General features: G+C 36.5%; 18 protein-coding genes. 12 read left to right on the top strand and 6 right to left on the bottom strand.

Features of this window, described 5'->3' with window-relative positions:
- Positions 1–7 precede the first annotated feature (7 nt).
- The 12 genes from DT065_RS04265 (at position 8) to DT065_RS04210 (ending at position 14,855) form a co-directional block, all read left to right on the top strand.
- Complete coding sequence (locus DT065_RS04265) at positions 8–1,315, top strand: flippase (RefSeq protein ID WP_114371188.1); 1,308 nt, start codon at positions 8–10, stop codon at positions 1,313–1,315.
- Positions 1,306–2,340: a glycosyltransferase gene (locus tag DT065_RS04260; RefSeq protein ID WP_114371186.1), complete on the top strand. Its 1,035-nt coding sequence runs from the start codon at positions 1,306–1,308 to the stop codon at positions 2,338–2,340. Before DT065_RS04265 ends, DT065_RS04260 begins: the two co-directional genes overlap by 10 nt.
- 25 nt (positions 2,341–2,365) lie before the next feature.
- Positions 2,366–3,748 carry an O-antigen polysaccharide polymerase Wzy gene (gene wzy / locus DT065_RS04255; protein ID WP_114371184.1) on the top strand — a complete coding sequence of 461 codons (1,383 nt, stop codon included), beginning with the start codon at positions 2,366–2,368 and terminating at the stop codon, positions 3,746–3,748.
- A 93-nt stretch (positions 3,749–3,841) separates the two neighbouring features.
- Entirely contained in the window at positions 3,842–4,990 is a 1,149-nt protein-coding gene (locus tag DT065_RS04250; RefSeq protein WP_114371182.1) for a glycosyltransferase, read from the top strand.
- Between the two features lie 15 nt (positions 4,991–5,005).
- Positions 5,006–6,142 (top strand): glycosyltransferase family 4 protein, encoded by a 1,137-nt coding sequence (locus tag DT065_RS04245; RefSeq protein WP_114371180.1) that lies wholly within the window; start codon positions 5,006–5,008, stop codon positions 6,140–6,142.
- Positions 6,143–7,186, top strand: a complete 1,044-nt coding sequence (locus DT065_RS04240; RefSeq protein WP_114371178.1) for an NAD-dependent epimerase — start codon at positions 6,143–6,145, stop codon at positions 7,184–7,186. It abuts the gene before it with no gap.
- On the top strand, positions 7,183–7,827 hold the full coding sequence (locus DT065_RS04235; RefSeq protein ID WP_114371176.1) for a sugar transferase: 645 nt from the start codon (positions 7,183–7,185) through the stop codon (positions 7,825–7,827). Before DT065_RS04240 ends, DT065_RS04235 begins: the two co-directional genes overlap by 4 nt.
- A complete protein-coding gene (locus DT065_RS04230; RefSeq protein ID WP_160112402.1) occupies positions 7,802–8,443 on the top strand; it encodes an acetyltransferase in 642 nt (213 codons plus the stop codon). Before DT065_RS04235 ends, DT065_RS04230 begins: the two co-directional genes overlap by 26 nt.
- 130 nt (positions 8,444–8,573) lie before the next feature.
- On the top strand, positions 8,574–10,208 hold the full coding sequence (locus tag DT065_RS04225; RefSeq protein ID WP_114371172.1) for an ATP-dependent nuclease: 1,635 nt from the start codon (positions 8,574–8,576) through the stop codon (positions 10,206–10,208).
- 3 nt (positions 10,209–10,211) lie between these two features.
- The gene (locus tag DT065_RS04220; protein WP_114371170.1) at positions 10,212–11,330 is read left to right on the top strand and encodes a UvrD-helicase domain-containing protein; all 1,119 of its coding nucleotides are present in this window, start codon (positions 10,212–10,214) and stop codon (positions 11,328–11,330) included.
- A 203-nt stretch (positions 11,331–11,533) separates the two neighbouring features.
- The gene (locus tag DT065_RS04215; protein ID WP_114371168.1) at positions 11,534–12,811 is read left to right on the top strand and encodes an SIR2 family protein; all 1,278 of its coding nucleotides are present in this window, start codon (positions 11,534–11,536) and stop codon (positions 12,809–12,811) included.
- Complete coding sequence (locus DT065_RS04210; protein ID WP_227002723.1) at positions 12,792–14,855, top strand: ATP-binding protein; 2,064 nt, start codon at positions 12,792–12,794, stop codon at positions 14,853–14,855. Before DT065_RS04215 ends, DT065_RS04210 begins: the two co-directional genes overlap by 20 nt.
- A 267-nt stretch (positions 14,856–15,122) precedes the next feature.
- Here DT065_RS04210 and DT065_RS04205 read toward each other — a convergent pair whose 3' ends face one another.
- The 6 genes from DT065_RS04205 to DT065_RS04180 all read right to left on the bottom strand — a co-directional run bounded on the left by DT065_RS04205 (position 15,123) and on the right by DT065_RS04180 (position 21,026).
- Positions 15,123–15,632, bottom strand: a complete 510-nt coding sequence (locus tag DT065_RS04205) for a sigma-70 family RNA polymerase sigma factor (RefSeq protein ID WP_160112401.1) — start codon at positions 15,630–15,632, stop codon at positions 15,123–15,125.
- 571 nt (positions 15,633–16,203) lie between these two features.
- On the bottom strand, positions 16,204–17,025 hold the full coding sequence (locus DT065_RS04200; RefSeq protein ID WP_114371162.1) for a sugar phosphate isomerase/epimerase family protein: 822 nt from the start codon (positions 17,023–17,025) through the stop codon (positions 16,204–16,206).
- A gap of 88 nt (positions 17,026–17,113) precedes the next feature.
- Entirely contained in the window at positions 17,114–18,001 is an 888-nt protein-coding gene (locus tag DT065_RS04195) for an allantoinase PuuE (protein ID WP_114371160.1), read from the bottom strand.
- A gap of 81 nt (positions 18,002–18,082) precedes the next feature.
- Positions 18,083–19,123 carry a TRAP transporter substrate-binding protein gene (locus tag DT065_RS04190; protein ID WP_114371158.1) on the bottom strand — a complete coding sequence of 347 codons (1,041 nt, stop codon included), beginning with the start codon at positions 19,121–19,123 and terminating at the stop codon, positions 18,083–18,085.
- Positions 19,124–19,178: 55 nt separating this feature from the next.
- The gene (locus tag DT065_RS04185) at positions 19,179–20,459 is read right to left on the bottom strand and encodes a TRAP transporter large permease (protein ID WP_114371156.1); all 1,281 of its coding nucleotides are present in this window, start codon (positions 20,457–20,459) and stop codon (positions 19,179–19,181) included.
- A gap of 12 nt (positions 20,460–20,471) precedes the next feature.
- Positions 20,472–21,026, bottom strand: a complete 555-nt coding sequence (locus DT065_RS04180; protein WP_160112400.1) for a TRAP transporter small permease — start codon at positions 21,024–21,026, stop codon at positions 20,472–20,474.
- Positions 21,027–21,218 lie beyond the last annotated feature (192 nt).

Genomic DNA, 21,218 nt, shown 5'->3' with positions numbered 1-21,218 from the left:
ATATATAATGACAAACAAAACAAAAAGCACAGCGTATGATGTTATAATCACTTTCGGAACTAAAATCATAGTCCTATTTGGAAGTTTCATTGTTTCTGTTATTCTGGCTAGATTGTTGGGGCCAGAAGGAAAGGGAATTGTTACAGCAATCTTTGTGATACCCAACATTTTAATGACTGCTGCTGATCTTGGGGTTCGGCAGGCATCAGCCTATTACATTGGAAGAGGATATTATTCCACAAAAGACATTGTATCATCATTGTTATCACTATGGGTGATAACGTCAGTATTAACCATGTTGATTGCAACAATTTATTATAGCTTTGGTTCAGCGCAAACATATGGTTGGGGTTTACTCAGCATTGCTCTTATGACTATACCCTTAAATCTATTATTTAAATACTTTAGAGGCGTTTTACAAGGGAATCAAAAGATTGGAAGTATTAACGTCAGTGAATTGATTAGGTTCATTGTTAACCTTAGTGGGGTAATAATACTCGTATGGTTACTTAATTTAGATGTTTTTGGTGCAGTGCTTGTACAGTTTTTGATGGCATTCATTGTTGTGATTTACTCAGCTTTTATTATTAAGCAAATAACGACTATTCGTTTTAACTTTGACACTCAAATTCTTAAATCTCTATTTTCGAAAGGAGTCACATTTGCACTAGCATTATTTATTTTAACGCTTAATTATAGAGTAGATATTATCTTTCTTGAACATATGACAAACTCTGAACAGGTTGGTATTTATTCAGTAGGCACAACTCTAGCGGAGTTAATATGGCAGTTGCCAGCCGCAATTGGGCTAGTTTTATTCGCAAGAAGTGCCAATTCTAGAAGTTCAAAAAGTGCGATCTTTCGTGCGGTCAAGTTACTAAGATTTAGTTTCAATGCTTTGTTTTTTTTGTGTCTGCTTTTTTGGGCTTTAGCCCCTTTGGCAATAGATATACTATATGGACAAGACTTTAGTGAATCATCTAACGTTATTAGGTTATTACTACCTGGTGTTTTAGCAATGGTTATAGTTAAAATTTTACATCCAGATTTAGCTGCTAGAGGTTTTCCACTATACAGTTTTTGGGTTTTCCTTTCTCCATTAATATTTAATACTATTTTAAACTTCATTTTCATACCTGAATACGGCTATATTGGTGCCGCGATTACTTCTACGGTTACCTATATAATCGGAAGTGTGTGCTTTTTAATTGTGTATGCAAAGAAGGAGAATATTAAACTAAACGACATGATTATTTTAAAAAAAGATGATTATAAGGATATTGCAAGTATGATCAAAAAATTTAAATGGCGTTAGTGATAAAACAACTGATTGTTATGTATTTTTATGTTGAAAGAGAGGAAAAGAATTTGCTAGTCTCCATTATTACAGTCTATTTTAATAGAGAGGATAATGTTATCGATTCTATAAACAGTTTATTGTCCCAAACGCATAAGGACCTTGAAATCATAGCTGTTGATGATGGTTCTTCCGATAATACATTAAAGAAACTAGAATCTTTTAGTGATAAAAGATTACAGGTTATCACACATAGAAATCAAGGATTTGTAAAATCTATAAAAAAAGCAATACACTATGCGAATGGAGAATTTATAGCGATTCACGGTTCTGGTGATTTATCTCATTCAGCAAGAATAGAAAAACAATTAGATATTTTGATAAATAATAAAGAGATAGGTATAGTTGGTTGCTTCGTGGAAAGTATAAATAAGTTAACAGGGAAGATACGCCACTATAGATCACAAATACCGGACAATTCATCTCTAATAGAATTCTTAAAAAAAGAAAATCCCTTTACACATGGAGAGGTAATGTATCGACGGACAGTCTATAACCAGGTAGGAGGATATAGGGAATTTTTCAAATATGCACAGGATAGAGATTTGTGGATGAGAATGAGTTTGATTACACATTTCTATATTGTCCCGGAAGTCCTTTATACTAGGTTTAATCTTCCTGGTGGGGTGAGTACAAATGCAGATAAAGTAGTCATGCAAAGGATGTTTAATGAAATAAGTAGACAATGCATTGATCAAAAGGTTAAAGGAAATCCAGATTTAATTGAAAAACATGGGTTTTATGCACCTTTTTTTAGGAGAAGAAATAGCAAACAACTTTCGGATGATTTAGTAAAACAAGCTGGTTCTTCTTTTATGAAAAGCGATCTTAATATGGCCCATAAAATTAATATATTAAGTATAGATGAAAAAAGAACAATAAAAAATATCATTGCCTTCATTGTTATTATCATATCAATGAAAAGTAATCCATTTAAAAAGGTGTCCCAATTAATGATTAGAAATACAATCATAAATAAATGAGCCCAGTTTAAAGGGGTATTTTAAAATGCATAATTTCCAAATAAAAAAATCAACCATTAAATTTACAGCTTTGCTAATTATATTGGTTATATTGGGCTCTTTATTCTTTATAACAAATAATGTCTTAGGTAACATAATGATCTTGATTTTTTCAGCCATATTACCGATTATTTTTATAAAGTTTGATTTAACACACCCCTTTTTTTGGTTTCTTCCGTTCTTTTTATTATACTCAATAGCTAGTCCACTCATATTAATTATTAATGATGAAAGTTTTAATTCAGGCGTAGTAAATGAAGCTCTTTTTTTAAACTGGTTAGCTATAATCACTTTTGTAGCTGTAATAGGTGTAAGGATTAATAGTATAAATTTAAAGGAACAAAATAATTATTTTACAGGCTTTAACAACATGGCCATTATAAGTAAACCATTACTGTTTATTTTCCTAATAGGCGGTAGTCTGTTCGTTATTGATTATTATATAAGTGGTAACACAGAAAAGATTGGTTCTACTGAAAATACCACATTGGGATTTTTATCAGTAAGTTATCACGCTGTTTCATTATTATATGCATTTGTTTTAGTTAATAAAATTAATAGCAAACAAAAATTACCAGTTGTATTAATAACAGGTATGTTGGTTTGGTCATTTATGGTGTTTGCTTTTATTGGAGAGAGAGATGTAATTCTAAAGCAAATATGGATTAGTATGTTTGTTATACATGTTTTTTATAAGAATATCCCAAGACCATTAATTATAACTATGGGTTTAGTGGGGCTAGCTACAGTACCTATCTTACAACATTTAAAGAACTTTTTAGCAGCTGGACAGACTAGAGGTTTTTTATCTGATAACTTTATTGTAGATATTTTACGATCAGAGTTTAGCGCAGCCACGAGTAATCTTAAAGTTATATTAACCAATTTCAACCAATATGAATTTTTCTATGGTGAAACTCTCTGGTGGGCTATAAAAAATGGGTTGTTTGGGATCGGAATTTCACCAAACCGTTGGTATAATGATACATTTTTCTCGAACACTGCTTTTGGACAAGGTTTTAGTATAGTAGCTGAAGGATATATTAATTTTGGATATGTTGGGGTTATAATATGGTTCATAATAATAGGTTTTTATATCAAGTTCCTTTATGCTCGTGCTTTTAATAGCAGTATATGGATGGTGGTTTATATTGTGAGTATGCCTATCATCGTTTATATTATTAGGGCTGATTTAACCAATTTTACAGCACAAGTATTCAAGCATATTGTACTTGGAACATTAATTATATTCTTGGTCCAAAAAATTCTAACTAAAAGAAAAGGGAATTACGGAAAAAAGGAAAAGGGAATTATGGAAAAACAGGAAAATCTAAATAACGTAGCTAGAGTCGTAAATGATAAGTATTAGGTCAATAAGGATAACGAACAGGTTGTAGTAATGAATATATGATAGAAGAAAAATTCACCTAAAGCAATTATCTTACTCCTAGAGGTGAAAATAGTGTCTGCTAAACGAATTCTTATGATAGAACCGAGATTTAATTCTTATTATGGTGCCCAAAAAAGTATGACTCATTTGGTTAAATCCCTAGATTCGGATACATTCAAAACTTATATAGTTACAACTAGGAATGGGGAACTTAACAAATTTTTAACAGAAGAAGGAATTGATGTAAAAATAGTTCCTTTGGGGAAATCTGCAAATGCTTTTGGCGGGCGTGTACTTAGCTATTCAATCTTTAGGAAATTACTAGTTGTATTTCAGATATTGTTTTTTAATTTAAGGTTAGTATTCTTGATAAAAAGGAACAATATTGACATTGTATACGCCAATGATGCACGTGCAGTAATGTATGGGGGGATCGCAGCTAAACTTCTTCGTAAACCATTAGTTTATTATATTCGTGCGGACGTTGGGAATTCCCAGGTTACTAAACTAGGATTTGCACTATCTAGCAGAATAATAACAATTGCTAAAGGGGTGCTTGATGGAGCATCCGAAAGTATAAAGAATAAATATAAGGATAAAATAGTTAATATCTATACAGGATTTACATTTTCTGATCATAGTAATCAGTATGAGGATATTTTACCGTCAGAAGAGACAGATCCAAAGATTTTAATCGGCTATATTGGATCAATTAACGAGAGGAAAGGAATTGATTTGTTAGTCGATGCTATGAAATCGAGTGCTGTTAAACCAAAGATTGAGTTAATTTTTGCAGGTGGTGTAAGCCCGGGGCATGAACAGTATTGGTTAAGATTGAAAAAGGAAATGACTGAAAATGAAATTAGTTATCAAGAACTAGGCTATACAGACAGAGTCCAAGATGTAATGAAAACAATTGATATTAAAGTATTGCCCTCAAGGTCAGAAGGGCTACCAAGATCATTAATTGAAGCGATGTATCATGAATGTGCAGTTATAGCTACTGACGTTGGGGGAGTGCAGGAAATTATCCCTAACGATGATTTTGGTGTTGTCATTTCACCAGAGTCTACTGAACAATTAACTAAAGCCATCGAGGGTTTAACAAGTGATAAAACAAAAAGGGATCATCTAGCTAAAAAAGGCAAAGCATACGTTATAGATACTTTTAGACAAGAAAAATATGAGAGAGAGATTAATCATTTATTTATGAATTTGTAAAGAAGGTTTTTTACTATGAAACGCGTTGCTCATATCTGCACGGTTGCATCAAGTCACAATATATTAATGGATAAGCTTCAGGAGTTACAGAAGCATGAATATAAGGTTCATATTTATTCAGACGAGAATGGTTTGAATCCTTCATTTAGTGATTCTTATGATATTCCGTATTTTTTTTCGCCGATGAGCCGTTCTATAGAGCCTTTGAAGGATATAAGGTCTATATTTACATTGGCAAAAAAATTGAAAGCCGGTCAATATGATATTGTTCACACACATACATCAAAGGCCGGAATAATCGGAAGGTTGGCAGCCAAAAAGGCAAAAGTTCCGCTTATTGTTCATACAAGTCATGGGTTACCTTTTTATGAGGGACAGAGTAGGAAAAAGCATAATTTGTATAGATCTCTTGAAAAAATAGGTACACGATTTTGTCATGCGATAACCTCACAAAACTATGAAGATATCGACGCCATTCAAGCATTAAATAAACGTCTTTTTGTATATTATGAAGGCAATGGTGTTGTACTCGATCAATTAGATCAATCAACAGACAAAGTGATAGTTACGGATTTAAAACAGGAATATGAAATTCCAGAAAATAAAATTGTCCTGTTAATGGCAGCACGTCTTGAACCAGTAAAAAATCATGAATTTTTACTTCGTGCTTTGTACATAGTGAAAAAGAATTGTAATGATGATTTCATTTGTTTGATAGCAGGGGATGGTCCAGAGAAAGATAGATTGAAAAGCTTATTACCCACAATGAACCTCGAAAATAATGTTAATTTTATCGGGCGTAAATCCAACATTTATGATTTTATTAAAATGGCAGATATCAGTGTACTTACCTCAAAAAAGGAGGGTGTCCCGCGTTTCATTATGGAATCTATGGCGTTTGCCAAGCCAGTAGTAGCTAGTGATGCCTTGGGAACAAGAGAGCTTGTATCAAATGATGAAAGTGGCTTTTTAGTACCATTAGAAGAGGATGAACGATTAGCGGATGCTATCCAACAATTAATTACTGATGAGAAATTAAGAACGGAGTTTGGTGAACGAGGAAGACAGATAATTAAGGAACAGTTTACTGAACAGCAAGTAGCAAAAAGGATTGATGGTATTTATCGGGAGCTATGGAAGGAGGTTGATTGAATGAAAATCTTGATCACAGGTGCTGCTGGATTTATTGGGATGCATTTTGCTAGAAGATTACTGGATGACGGCTTTAATGTTGTCGGTTTGGACAACCTCAATGATTATTACCAACCTCAATTAAAATATGATCGAATTGATGTATTGAACAATTATAGCCACTTCCGATTCGCTGAAGGTGATTTGGCTGATCGAGAAATGCTCGAGACATTGTTTCATGAAGAATCATTTACACATGTCGTAAATCTTGCGGCCCAAGCAGGCGTGCGTTATAGTCTGGAAAATCCTCACGCTTATGTAGGTGCTAACCTTGTTGGTTTTACAAATATCCTTGAGGCTTGCCGCCATCATGAAATAGAACATCTAATTTATGCGTCATCAAGCTCTGTATACGGAGCCAATCAGAAGATGCCGTTTTCAACATCGGATGAAGTAAATCACCCCGTTAGCCTATATGCGGCAACGAAAAAAGCTAACGAATTACTAGCGCACTCTTATAGCCATCTTTATAACCTTCCAACGACAGGGCTACGCTTTTTTACTGTATACGGACCGTGGGGAAGACCGGATATGGCTTATTACTCGTTTACAAAGGACATAATGGAAGGCAACCCTATTAAGGTTTTCAACAACGGTGAGATGATGCGTGACTTTACATACATCAACGACATTGTTGAAGGCATGGTGCGTTTGCTCGATTATAAACCAGAAGGTAACCCGGATTTTGATAAAAGCAATCCTAATCCTAGTGAAAGTTATGCTCCGTACAAAGTTTATAACATCGGAAACAATCAACCGGTGAAACTCATGGACTTTATCCGTACAATTGAAAAGCACATTGGAAAAGAAGCGAAGATTGAGTATTTACCAATGCAGCCCGGCGATGTAGAAGCAACGTATGCAGATATTGAGAGTTTACAGATGGCAACAGGGTTTAGTCCCAGCACAACCATTGATGAAGGGATCGGCGAATTTGTAGAATGGTATAAGGAATATTATAGTAACGCAAACAACTTGGTTGGGTCTTCGGTGAATAAATCATGAAGCGTATGTTCGATTTACTGTCAGCGTCGATAGGATTACTATTGGTAAGCCCATTATTGCTTGTAGTAACCATTCTGATCAAAATAAAATTAGGCTCTCCTGTACTATTTAAACAAAAACGCCCGGGGTTGCGTGGCGAGCCCTTTTACGTGTCTAAATTTCGTACAATGACAAATGAAACTGATGAACATGGGAACTTATTGCCGAATGAAGAGCGTATTACGAAGTTTGGTTCAACCTTACGAAAGCTTAGCCTCGATGAATTTCCACAGTTATTGAATGTATTAAAAGGCGATTTGAGCTTAGTAGGACCAAGACCATTGTTGATGGAATACCTGGAATTATACACACCTGAACAAGCCCGACGACATGAAGTGAAACCGGGGATTACAGGTTGGGCGCAAGTCAACGGAAGAAACGCCATTACATGGGAGGATAAATTTAAGCTAGACGTGAGGTATGTTGATAATCAATCTTTTTGGCTGGATATAAAGATTTTATTTTTAACCATAGTGAAAGTTGTTAAGTCAGATGGAATTGATCAACAAGGGTATGTGTCAGCTGAAAAATTCACGGGATCAACTACTGCAAGCGAGAGCAGTTCGGAGGATTCATATGAAAAGAGTCGTAGTTCTCGGTAACGGTGGCCATGGGAAAGTGATTCAGGATATCATTAATCATTATAGCACTGAATATCAACTGGCAGGAGTGTTAGATGATCATTATACTTCTTTTGTTAATAATGGAATGAATTTTTTCGAGGGTCTAATTTCCGATGCTAATTATCTCTCACGTTCATATCCGGATTTATTTTTTATTGTAGGGATAGGAGATAACCGTGCTAGGAAGAGTGTTGTTGATAAACTAGACATCCCTCGCCATCGCTATGCAACGGTTATTCACCCAAGTGCTATGATCAGCCCAACATCCGAGATTGGAAATGGAGTTGCTGTAATCGCGGGTGCCATCGTCAATCCTCATTCTCAAATTAATGATCATGTTATTTTAAACACATCCTCATCTGTAGGTCATGATTGTCAGATAGAGGATTATGTTCATATTTCCCCACGAGTCGCCATCGCCGGAGGAACAAAGGTGCAGGAAGGCGCTCATTTAGGTATTGGCAGTGTAACGATTCCTGGAGTAGAGGTAGGAAGATGGAGCACTGTGGGAGCCGGAGGCGTTGTTACAGACCATATTCCTGATGATACGTTAGCTGTTGGGGTGCCTGCGAAAGCGGTTAAGTATTATAATTAGAGAGGGGATGTCGTTATGGCGGAAAAACAAAAACAAAAGTCCGCCACTTAAATGCGGAAATGAAAAAATGGCTGTTAAATGAACATACTTGGGAACACTAACGAAGCACTTAGCAAAGGATGTGACTTAGATGACTATTAAAAAGATAATAATTGAGAATTTCAAAGGATTTGAAGGGAAATTTTTAATTGATTTTAATAGTGGATTAAACGTATTAGTTGGTAATAATGAAGCAGGGAAATCAACTATTTTAGAGGCTATTCATTTAGCATTAACCGGTTTCTTTAATGGCAGGTACATTCGCAATGAACTTACACAGTATTTATTTAATAACCAAGTTGTAGATAAATACATATATGATTTAGAGCATAACAATAGCCCTGTACTTCCTTATGTATTAATTGAAGTTTATATTGATGGAGACGATTACCCTATATTAGAAGGCAATGGTAATAGTGAAAAGAATAAAGAATGTGGAGTCTCATTTAAAATAGCATTTGACGAAAATTACACAGATGAATATGAGAGTTTAGTTCAAAAGGGGAATATCAAAACTATTCCAATAGAATATTATGAGATTACTTGGTGTTCTTTTGCGAGAGCCCCTATTACACCTAGAAGTATACCAATAAAATCAGCAATGATTGATACTTCAAATAAAAGGAATCAAAATGGATCGGATCTGTATATTTCTCAAATTGTTCGTAACAATTTAGAACCAGAGGAAATGGTCGACATTTCACAAGCACATAGAAAAATGAGAGAAAGTTTTATGGCAGATCCATCTATTAATGCAATAAATAAAAAAATTAGTCAAGCACCGAAAATTTCTGATAAGGAAGTAGAACTATCAGTTGATCTTGTGTCCAAGAACGCGTGGGAAAATAGTTTAATGACTTATGTTGACAGTGTTCCTTTTCATTTTTTAGGAAAAGGTGAACAATCCACTATAAAAACCCAATTAGCTTTAGCACATAATAAATCTAAAGAAGCAAATGTTATTTTAATAGAGGAACCAGAGAATCATCTTTCTCATTCGAAACTTAACCAGTTTGTCGAAAATATTAAGCGCCATCATAAAGATAAACAAATAATCATTTCAACCCATAATAGCTTCGTAGCAAATAAATTGGGTCTAAATAATCTAATATTGTTGAATGATAACAGGACAGTACAACTTAAAAGCTTACTACCCGACACTCAAAATTTCTTTGAAAAAGTTTCTGGGTATGATACATTACGATTGATTTTATGTGATAAGGCAATTTTGGTTGAAGGCGCTTCCGATGAACTAGTTGTTCAAAAAGCATATATGTTACAAAATGACGGTAAACTACCTATTGAAGATGGGGTTGATGTAATTTCGGTAGGCACTTCATTCTTAAGGTTTCTGGAAATAGCTGAAAAAATTAATAAACAAGTTGTGGTCGTTACTGACAGTGATGGAGACGTTGAAGCAGTAAGAGATAAATACAGTAAGTATTTGGACGAAGACTACCCGAACATCAAAATTTGTTACGATCACGAAGTAGATAAAGGAGATTTAGTAATTAACAATAAGCCCTTTAACTACAATACTTTAGAACCTAAGATATTAAAGAACAATGATCTTCAGGAAATCAACAATATACTAAATACTAAAGACAAATCGGAAGAAGAACTACATATATATATGAATAATCATAAAACTGATTGCGCCTTAAAAATCTTCAATACAGAAGAGAAAATTAATTTTCCGAATTATATACTGGAGGCAATAGAGTAGATAATGACTCATAACAAACTGACAATTGCGGCTGCTGGCGCAGGTAAAACGACGCATCTTATAGAACAAGCACTTTTACATAAAGATGAACCAATATTAATAACTACTTATACACAAGCAAACGAGGCACAAATACGTAGAAAAATCATTAAGAAAAATAAGTGCATACCTCAAAATATAAAAATCCAAACATGGTTTTCCTTATTATTACAACATGGGGTTAGACCGTATCAAAGCTATTTATTTGATGAGAAAATAAAAGGTATGTTGCTTGTAAATAAAAAGTCGGGATTTAAGTATTATAATAAGAAAAAAGATGCCCCTGTTTATTATAAAGAAAAAGAAGTAAAAAAACATTATTTCACTAATGACCACAAAATTTATTCTGACAAAGTATCAAAATTTGTTGTTAAGTGTAATATGGAAAGTAACGGGGAGGTAATAAAAAGGTTGAGCAGGATCTTTACCCACATATATGTTGATGAAGTACAGGATCTTGCAGGATATGATTTAGAAATTATCAAGTTACTTCTAAAAAGCAATTCTAAGATTCACCTAGTTGGAGATCCTCGTCAAGTAACGTATCTTACTCATCATGAGAATAAGCATAATAAATATAGAGAGGGGAAAATAAAAGATTTTATCGAAAATGAATGTGGAAGTATTTGTGATATTGATGAGAAAACATTAAATTCTTCTCATAGAAATAATCAAGAAATATGTGACTTTGCTTCAAAGCTGTATCCAGAATTCCCAAAAAGTAGATCTAATCAAAATATAGAAGCCAACCACAACGGGGTATTCTTAGTTAAAAATAAGGATTTGGAAAAGTATTTAGAACTATACGAACCAGTGCAACTAAGAGAGAACGTCAAAACGAAAGTGAATAACAATTATAAGGTAGTTAATTTCGGAGAGTCTAAAGGGTTAACCTACGATAGAGTTCTAATATACCCTACAAAACCCTATATTGATTGGTTGAAAAACAACGACACAGAATTAAAGTCAATGAGTCGATCTAAATTTTACGTTGCTATAACAAGAGCTAAACATAGCGTAGCTATCGTTTATGACTTTGATGAAACGACAAATATTGAGGGTGTTGAAAAATTTGAGGATTAGTTACTCACCAGAAAATCGGCCGCGGTGAACATGTAAAGGTGATAGCCGTTAAAGTATCACCACGAGAAATATCCCATCCCGCGTCACAGTTGATCTCGGAAAGGTGCCCAAAGCTGTCATTATTGTGAATTAATACGGACGTGTATGGATGCGTTGATGGACATTTGCCGGGCATATGGTATGCCTTCAGGGGGGAGATCAAAATGGGGAAAAACATTTATAAAATAGGCGATACCAGAAAAGAATTTGAAGATGGCGTAAACTCAGAGGAAGCAGAGAGAGCTAAATACATAATTGAACCGTGGCTGTCAGCACTCTGCCAAAGTGAGCATTTATCATTATTGCTTGGTAATGGCTTCACAACTGGTGCTGCTGTGATGTCTAATGCCTTTTCCGCAGGGATGGCTGTTGATGAGAATGAGCTTGACTTGAATGAAAATGTGATGGAAGAAGCCAGACGAACTGCAGAGCTTGCAGGAAGGGGAAGACCTAATCTTGAGGATCAAATACGATCAATGATTACATTAATTAAAGGTTTGGAGATGATTGACGATCATCGAGTTACAGATTGGAAAACACACTTAAACGAAGTAATTAGACAATTATTAAAAGATATTCTAGTAACTGAGGAAGGCATTAAAAATAGCGCTTCGGAGAATCATGTCGAAGAAGTACTTAGCTCCTTTATTCTGAGTTTTGCGAGTCGAACCGCGTCGAGAGAAAGGTTGAATATATATACAACAAATTACGATCGTCTAATCGAGTACATCAGTGACTTATTAGGATTAAGGCTAATCGATAGGTTTGTAGGTTCTTTAAATCCAATTTATAGATCTTCTAAATTAGGTATAGATATGCATTATAATCCCCCTGGGATAAGAGGAGAACCAAGATATTTAGAAGGTGTGGCCAGATATACAAAATTGCATGGTTCAATCGACTGGAAATACGAAGCACCATATTTAAGGCGGTACGGGATACCATTTGGAGCTTCAGTAGAACATAATGATATTCCTGAGTCACCCGCTGAATCAGTTATGATTTATCCAAATCCTGCAAAGGATGTCGAGACGTTAGAATATCCTTATGCTGATTTATTTAGGGATTTCGCCACTGGAATTTGCCAACCCAATTCTGTCTTAATAACTTATGGTTATGGTTTTGGAGATGACCATATCAACAGAGTGATTAGGGACATGCTTACAGTCCCTTCTACTCACTTAGTAATAATATCCTTTGATGATGCTGGAGGGAGAATCACAAATTTTATCGAAAATATTGGTAAAGATACACAAATGACTTTATTAATTGGTGATCATTTTGGGAATATAGAAGATTTAGTGAAATATTATTTACCTAAACCTGCAATCGATTATATAACATCACGTCAAGCTCAATTACTTGAAAAGAGATCACCTGATTACAAAGAGAACTTTGAAAATATTAAGAATGAAAACGGAGGTGAAAAAGAAAATGAATAGTCCCATCGAGATTGCTTCATCATTAGTTATCGGAAATGTAGAATCTGTTTCATCATCTAAAATAGTTACATTGTTGGATATAGAAGCACCTCAAACAACCACTTTAAATGCAGGAATTCCTAGAGCATTTCCGAAAATTAACAGCTATATACTCATCCCTAATGAAGGAGGTGCTGTTGTAGGTCTTATAGAATGGGTTGGCATTGAAAATTCAATGTATCCTAAAAGAACTGGTTTAAAAGATTTTGGATTGATTGATCTACCATATCCATCCCGAAAAATGCATTTAATGGCAATTGGAATGTTGAAACAAGAGTTTGTTGATTCCCCGCCCTATAGAAAATACAAACTAGAACGAGGGGTATCTGCTTTTCCAACAGTTGGCGATAAAGTGATGTTACCTACTAAGGAGCAGCTCGAGTCCATTATAGAAGGAGATAACGATCAAAAGCGATTTATGATTGGAGAAGCTCCATTGGCTCAGAACGCAAAGGTATCAGTTGATCCTGACAAAATATTCGGAAGACATTTAGCTGTTTTAGGCAATACTGGAAGTGGCAAATCATGCTCAGTAGCTGGAGTGATCCGGTGGTCTTTAGAGAACGCGCAAGAAAAATCAAAGAGAGATAAATTAAATGCCCGCTTTATTATACTAGATCCTAATGGTGAATATAATAATGCATTTCCCGATTTCGAGAAACGTGTGTTTCAAGTGAAACCGGAAAATGAGGAAAGTTCGCTCTTAAAAGTTCCTGCTTGGATGTGGAATAGCGAAGAATGGAGTGTGTTTTCTAATGCAACTTCGCAGGCTCAAAAGCCATTACTGATAAAAAGCTTGAAAGAGATGAGAACAGGGGTTGATTTAGAAGAATCTATAGAGAAAAGACTTTATCGTGTTATTAAGGGTAGATCCACTCAACTGAGAGTGAAAATTAATAGTGGGCCTGAAGCCTATAGTGGACAATATCGTAGCAAAATGGAATGCGGCAAATTGTTGGAAGAATTACAAAAGGAAATTGCTTATTATGTTGATCAACAAGTAGAATATGATTTAGAAACCTTACATGAAAAAGTGGAACATATAAGAAGTTCAAAGTCTTGGAAGAGCAAAACTGGTACGACTGGATACAATGGTTTTAACGAACCGGAGTTAAGGGAAATTTTAAAAGAGCTAGAATCCGTGCTTGATAATCTGCCCATTTCCCAAGAAGAGGTTATAACAGATAAGGGGGCAGATACACCAATTTCTTTTGAAATAGAAAATTTACCTAGTCATTTGGAACTAACTGCTGAAAGTTCGGGAAATATCCAATATGTTCAGCCTCTTATTGAGAGAATAAGGACAATGTTGTCTGATATAAGGATGAAGCCAATAATCTCAAATGAAAAAAGCGAGAGCTTATTGGGATGGTTGAATAATTATATTGGTAAGGATAATGGGGAAAATGGTAATATTACCATTATAGATTTATCATTAGTACCAAGTGAAATCACTCACATTATTACTTCAGTAATTTCGAGGGTAGTTTTTGAATCCATGCAAAGGTATCGTAAATTAAATGATGGAAAGACTCTACCGACAGTACTTGCAATGGAAGAGGCACATAATTTCATAAAGAAAAATAATGATGAAAATTCGCCTTCATATGCATGTACTCAAACATTCGAACGGATTGCAAGGGAAGGCCGGAAATTTGGGCTGGGTTTAATTGTATCTTCACAAAGGCCATCAGAGTTATCTCCCACCGTTCTATCACAATGTAATACTTTTTTACTTCACAGGCTTGTGAACGACCGTGACCAAGATTTAGTAAGACGATTAGTTCCAGACAATGTAGAAGGATTATTGAATGACCTACCCAGTTTACCATCTCGGCAAGCTATCTTAGTTGGTTGGGCTTCGTTAATTCCAATAATAGTAAACTTGAATGAATTAAAGGAAAACCAAAGACCACGCTCAGATGACCCGGAATTCTATGATGTCTGGGTAGGTAATACAGAAAGGAAAATTGATTGGGAATCTATTGTTGATGATTGGAATTAGAGACAATATTTTTTCTACATCTGAATTTCGACCCTCGGTTGCAAAACAACAGAATAACAACATAGGTTCACAATGAGTATTACTTAAAAAAACCTGACGTACGGTAGCTGTAGCAGGGCAATAAGGGGTACTGAATACTGTGTGGAACACTTGCTTTATCAATCGTGATTGCAGCACTAAAAACCCTTGAGAATATGTTACCCAAAGGAACATTTCTGTTTTCATTTACAAGCCTGCAGCGCAATAACTGCAGGCTCCCTTCCGAAATTATTTTACATATTTTTTTAGTTTCGCTAATGCTCCTTTCCGCCAACCTTTCACCGTTTCGACGGAAACGTTGTACTTGGCCGCGATCATGCGCGGGGGAAGGTCGTGCACGGCGTGCTCGATGACCCAACGTTGTTCACGGTCGGATAACATGTTCAAGTAAGGGGCTAGGGTGTCTAAATCTGGCATCCAGGATTCTGTCTCTATGCGCACTTGAGCAGGCTCCTGATCATTGGGACTGAACGAATGCCGATCGTAATAATTGGCATCCTTCTTCAGCATCGTCAACATTTCTCCACTGACACGAACGAAAGCATAAGGGGGGAAAGGTCCCTTTTCACCATCGTGATGTTGGTACGCAAGCCAAAGCCCTACATATCCAGCCTGCACAAAGTCCTCATGATTGCTGTGAATATGGAGTCGTTTAAGCATCCCATAGACTAACGGTGTGTACTGCTGATAAATGTCCTCGAATGAATATTGTTGACGGGCCGATTGATAATTACTCACGGTAAATCCTTCCCAGGAACGGCGCCGCCCTTTCACATATAGATTCCTAGGTATTATAAATATAGCAGGATATGAGCATAAAGTCATTAATAATTTTCGGAAAATTATAATATAGGTATATATAGGCTATTTAAGTGCTGTATCTTTTGAAGGAATTTATATCAAAGGGCAGCGTGGGATCCGGGGCCGGTGTTACAGATCGGATGCTTGATGAAACGTTCGCTTGGCGGAAGTCGTAAAACTGGAGAAGTCGTTTACATCATAGAGGATGCCATTATGTTGTCTAACCAACAATCATGCATTTTTTTAGCGTATCCGTACTTAACTGAGTATTGCGGACATCTGGGCCAGTGAATGCGGAAAAGAGAGCCACTGCTAATAAGGCATAAAATAGCACAGCCATTAGAACAAAGGTTGTGCCAATGGCTGTGAATCTTATCTAAATCTTTTATCCATGGCTTTAGCGTTTTGTATTAAACTTCACCAAAATGTGTTTGAATACATGGGGGGCACCGCCGTTGAGAAATTAGAGGTGCGCACTTTAAGGAAGCGGCCGCAGCAAAAGGGGCTTTTACTGTTCTGAAAGGTTCAGAACCTCTGTTAACTCCAGTGACGCTATTTCAATAAGTTGTGCCGAACAGTAAGTAGATGGATAAGGGGGAGTCATAATCACATATCCCTTATAAGGAATTTTGCGTAATGCATGCATCATGGAGCGCAAATTGATATCCCCATCAAGAGCTGAAACAAAATCTCCTGTGGATTGACGGTAGTTTTTCATGTGAATCGCTGCTATTCGTTTGCTTAACAAATCGATAAAATGATCCGGGTACCCTGTGACCATAGCGTTCCCACTGTCAAAGTAAGCTTGAATGCAAGGTTGGTTAATTTCATCCAGAAAACGAACAAATTCTAAAGGGCTGGGCAAAAATTTATTACTAACATTTTCTATTCCAATCGTTATGTCAGCAGCAGATGCTTCTGTTGCCAATTGCAGAAGCGTTTGCTGCGCCAAATCATAAGCAGTTTGATATGGTTGATCCGGGGAGAGTACACCGGGAACAATTTGTATGAGTTTTGTTTCCATCTCCGTAGCCAATTCAATCATGCGTATAGCAATTTCTTTCCCCTTTTCACGTAACGTTGTGTCACTGGAAGAGAGGGGGTAATCATTAAACAACTGTGTCGATAAGGACACGATCTCTAAACCATTGTCTGTGGCCATTTGTGCAAGCACTCTTGCTTGGGCTGAGGTTGTATCAGCATCTAATTTTCCTTCTTTTTCACGAAAATTAAGTTCTACTCCAGCAAATCCTGCTTTTCCTGATGCAATCAGAAATGTTTCCGTGTCTAAGCCAGGTATAAATACGGTATCACTAATTCCCTTTTTCATGAAATAACTCCTTCTCTAAGAGACCTCAAAAAATTGCCCCAGCCACCGTGTAGGGGCCGGGAGCCTTAGTGTTCATAGTACCCTCTCATTATTTTGCGTTTTCAATCCACCAGTTTGCTATCTCTTCACGAGTTGCAAACCAAACGTCCGGAAACTGTTGGGCATATTCAATAAAATCCTTTAATCCTTTTGAACGACCAGGGCGCCCTATAATTCTTGGATGCAACCCAATAGACATCATTTTGGTGTGCGACGCTGCTTCAGCGTACAAAGTGTCAAATGAGTCCTTCGCATATTCAAAGAAATCCGAAGATTTTATAAGACCCGGGGATTGCCAGAATCTAAAATCGTTTATGTCAGGAGTATAGGGTACAACTAAGTGATTTTTTCCTTTTACCTCGGTAAAATAGGGAACATCATCATTGTATGCGTCGGAGTCGTATAAAAATCCTCCGTCCTCTACAAGCAATTCCCTTGTATGAACACTTGGACCATATCGGCAATACCAACCATTGGGTCGCTTTCCAGTTGTTTGAATAGAGGAATTTATTGCCTTTTGAATCCGCTCTCGCTCTTCCTCTTTGGTTAATCTGAATACTTCTTCCCATCGGTATCCGTGGCTAGTTATTTCATGTCCACCGTCCACTGCGGCTTTTGCCACTTCGGGTGCTTGTTCAAAGGCTAGTGCACATGCAAAAAAAGTAGATTTCACATTCATTTCTTCAAGAATACGCATGATACGCCATATGCCAACTCTTGAACCATATTCATACATGGATTCCATTGCTAGATTGCGAATCTCTGGCGGAAGATGATAGGATCCCCATTCAGTGGATGATTCTTGATCAGGGTCACCCAGCGCAAAGGATCTTTCCGACCCTTCCTCATAATTCACTACAATCGAAATGGCTAATCGTGCGCCATTGGGCCAGCTAATAGTGGGGGGATTTTGACCATAACCTATTAAATCTCTCATTGAAATGTCTCCTTCGTATGAAAAAATAATCAATATAAGGTGGGGTCCCGACATTCGGGATGCCCCAACCTTTTTTCGCCCTTACCTTGCTTCTTGAATCTCATCAAATAACTCTTGCCCATTAGGAACATCTTGTATCAATTCATCATACACCTGCTCCCCTTGCTCCCTGAATCCTTCTAAATCTGGTTCAATGATTTCTGTTCCTGTATTTTCTGCTTCTTCCAAAGACTCATGGTAAATTTCTTCATAAAAATCCTTGGCAGACTCAGTCGCTATTTCAGCCGATTCTCGGATAATCTCTTGCTGGTCATCAGTTAACGAATCCATTGCTTCCTGCGAAGCAGTCATTACAATATGTTGCATATGCGACCGGGTCAAACTATAATAATCCGCCACTTCATTAAAATTATCTTGGATAAATTGTTCTGGTGATGTAACGCCGCCATCGAGGGTACCTTGTTCCAATCCAATATAAACCTCAGAATATTCTGTTGGAGTGGCTTGAGCTCCTAGTTCTTCATAACTTGCAATCCAACCTGGTGCAGGCGGGACACGAATTTTTAATCCGTTCAGATCAGATACTTCATGAATCGGTTGTGTAGCGAAGGCATTAAATTCTTGGCCACCAACATATCCTAATCCAACCAGTTCATAATCCTCTAATATATCGAAATACCCTGGGATTATTTCAGGGACGATTTGATTCGCATGCTCAAAATCATCAAATAGATAGGGGAGGTCAAATATTGCAAATTCTTCAGCTACATTAGTTATAGGAGTAATAGCAGATACAACTAACTCTGTATCACCCGAACGAGCAGATGAAATTAATTGGCTTTCATCACCCAATTGACCCTGGGGGAATATCTCGACGACCATCGATCCATTCGATCTTTCTTCTACCTCTTCAGCCATTGCCGTAGCAGCGGCATGGAATTTACTATCTTCTGTGAGGACATGACCCAGGCTCAACTCTACAACTTCCTCGTCTCCACCGCCAGCCTCTGCTCCTTCGCCATCGCCACCGTCAACATCGGTAGAATTTTCTCCACATCCAACTAACAAGATTCCTAAGGTAAATCCTAAGATTAGCATGAATAAAATATTTTTTCTAACCATTTTAAAATACTCCCTTATCTAAAATTGAATTCTTTTTTTAAATTGTTTCTTTTCTTTAATCACCTAACGACGGAAGCCACGTGGAAAGGACGGGTAGATACGTAACAAGCAATAGATTAACGATTAGGACACCAAAGAATATGGATACAGGTCGGATGATTTGTTCTATTCTAAGATTTGCTACTTGACATGCTACATATAGATTGACACCAACAGGTGGTGTTATCATCCCAATTGCTAAATTTAGTATCATGATCATCCCGAAATGAATGGGATCAATACCAAAATCAGCCGCTAATGGCGCTAAAATTGGAACTATAATCACAATTGCAGCAATTGCTTCGATAAACATTCCTATTACAAGAAGCATGATGTTAGCAAGCAGAAGAAAGATAATAGGATTTTCGGTGATGCTACCGATGAACTCTCCCAATTGATGTGGAACACGTTCAGTGGTTAAAATGTGTCCAAAAATACCAGCAAAAGCTACGATTATCATAATAATGGAACTAGTGAATGCTGCTTTTTTAAAGATAGGGAATAAATCTTTAAGCTTAAGATCCCGATAAATAAGCAATGATACAATCAAACCATACACAACAGCAATGACAGCTGCTTCAGTGGGCGTGAACCATCCCATATAGATTCCACCCAAGATAATAGCTGGCATAAGTAATGCGAAAAAAGCATCGGCGAATGTTTTTAAAACATTTTTGAACCACTGCACTTTATCCACTTTAGTTACAGGATCAAAATCTTTTATCTTAGCAATAACCATAACAACTATAATTAAACTTAGCCCCACCATAATACCTGGAATGATGCCAGCTAAAAATAAACTTCCAATTGAGATATTGGCGACCATTCCTAATACAATCATGTTAATAGCAGGGGGTATAACTGACCCTAATTCACCGGCTGACGCACTGGTTGCAGCAGCGAACCTTTTGGGGTACCCCTTTTTTTCCATTGCAGGAATCATCGTTGGAGAGATGGCTGCCGTCGTTGCTGATGAAGATCCCGACATTGTAGAAAATATCATGGTTGTCAAAACAGCAACTGATCCGACCCCTCCTCTTACCCAAGACAGAAGCGCACTAGCAAAATCCATCAATCGTTCGGATATGCCACCAACTTGCATAATATGTCCTGCTAAAATAAAAAAAGGGATGGCCAAAAGGGTAAAAGAGTTTATGCTTTCAAAGGTGTTTTGTGCCATAGTAACCCACGATATGTCATTAACTTGCATGAGAAGTAACGATGATAAACCTAATGTTATAGCTATTGGAACACTAACCGCAAGAAATATAGCTAAGGAAACTAATAATATTGTCAATTGTAATCCTCCTTAATGATTTGGTGTATTAACTTCATTACTAGTAGGATCACGAATATCTTTTTTGTTTAAAGCAGTATCAATAAATAACGTGATTGTATTCAATATCATTAATCCTGCTCCAACAGCCATAGCCAAATATACATAAATCATTGAAAACCCCATTACTGGTGCTCTAACCGTAAGGCCTATGTTTGCCCATTGTATGCCAATGATTAAAAGACAAACGTAGAACAAAAGAGATAAAATGTGTGCAAAAATTTTAATTAGTTTACCCGGAACTTTAGGTACTGCAAATACTAAAGCGTCCACCGCAATTAATTTAGCATGTCGAGTAGCCAAAGCTCCCCCTATAAATACAATCCATATCATGAGATAGCGTGCTAACTCTTCCGCCCAAGGGATACTAATGTAGATGTCAACTGCTGTAAAGACGAATCGAGTCATTACTTGTAAGAATATGACTATAGTCATTACTAGAAGTGACAGTCCGATCAACCTACTCATTTGTTTGTTAATCCAGTCTACAATCCTCACAAAAATCATTAAATCACCCACCTCAGTCACCGACTTTTCCTCACCAAATCAATGTTTTGAAAAAAGCCCCCTTTATAAGGTATTAAACTTTTAACCGATCTACTTGTTAACGCTTTCATTGATTTTTATATTCAGCCTCCTAACATCCGTACGCTTAAGCGTACAACATTTTCTATTATTATAGTGTACTTTTATTAGTACAGCAAGTCTTTTTTGAGAAAT

It is taken from the genome of Salicibibacter kimchii, assembly GCF_003336365.1.
Taxonomy (GTDB): domain Bacteria; phylum Bacillota; class Bacilli; order Bacillales; family Marinococcaceae; genus Salicibibacter; species Salicibibacter kimchii.
This window is presented reverse-complemented; position numbering and strand designations above follow the sequence as displayed.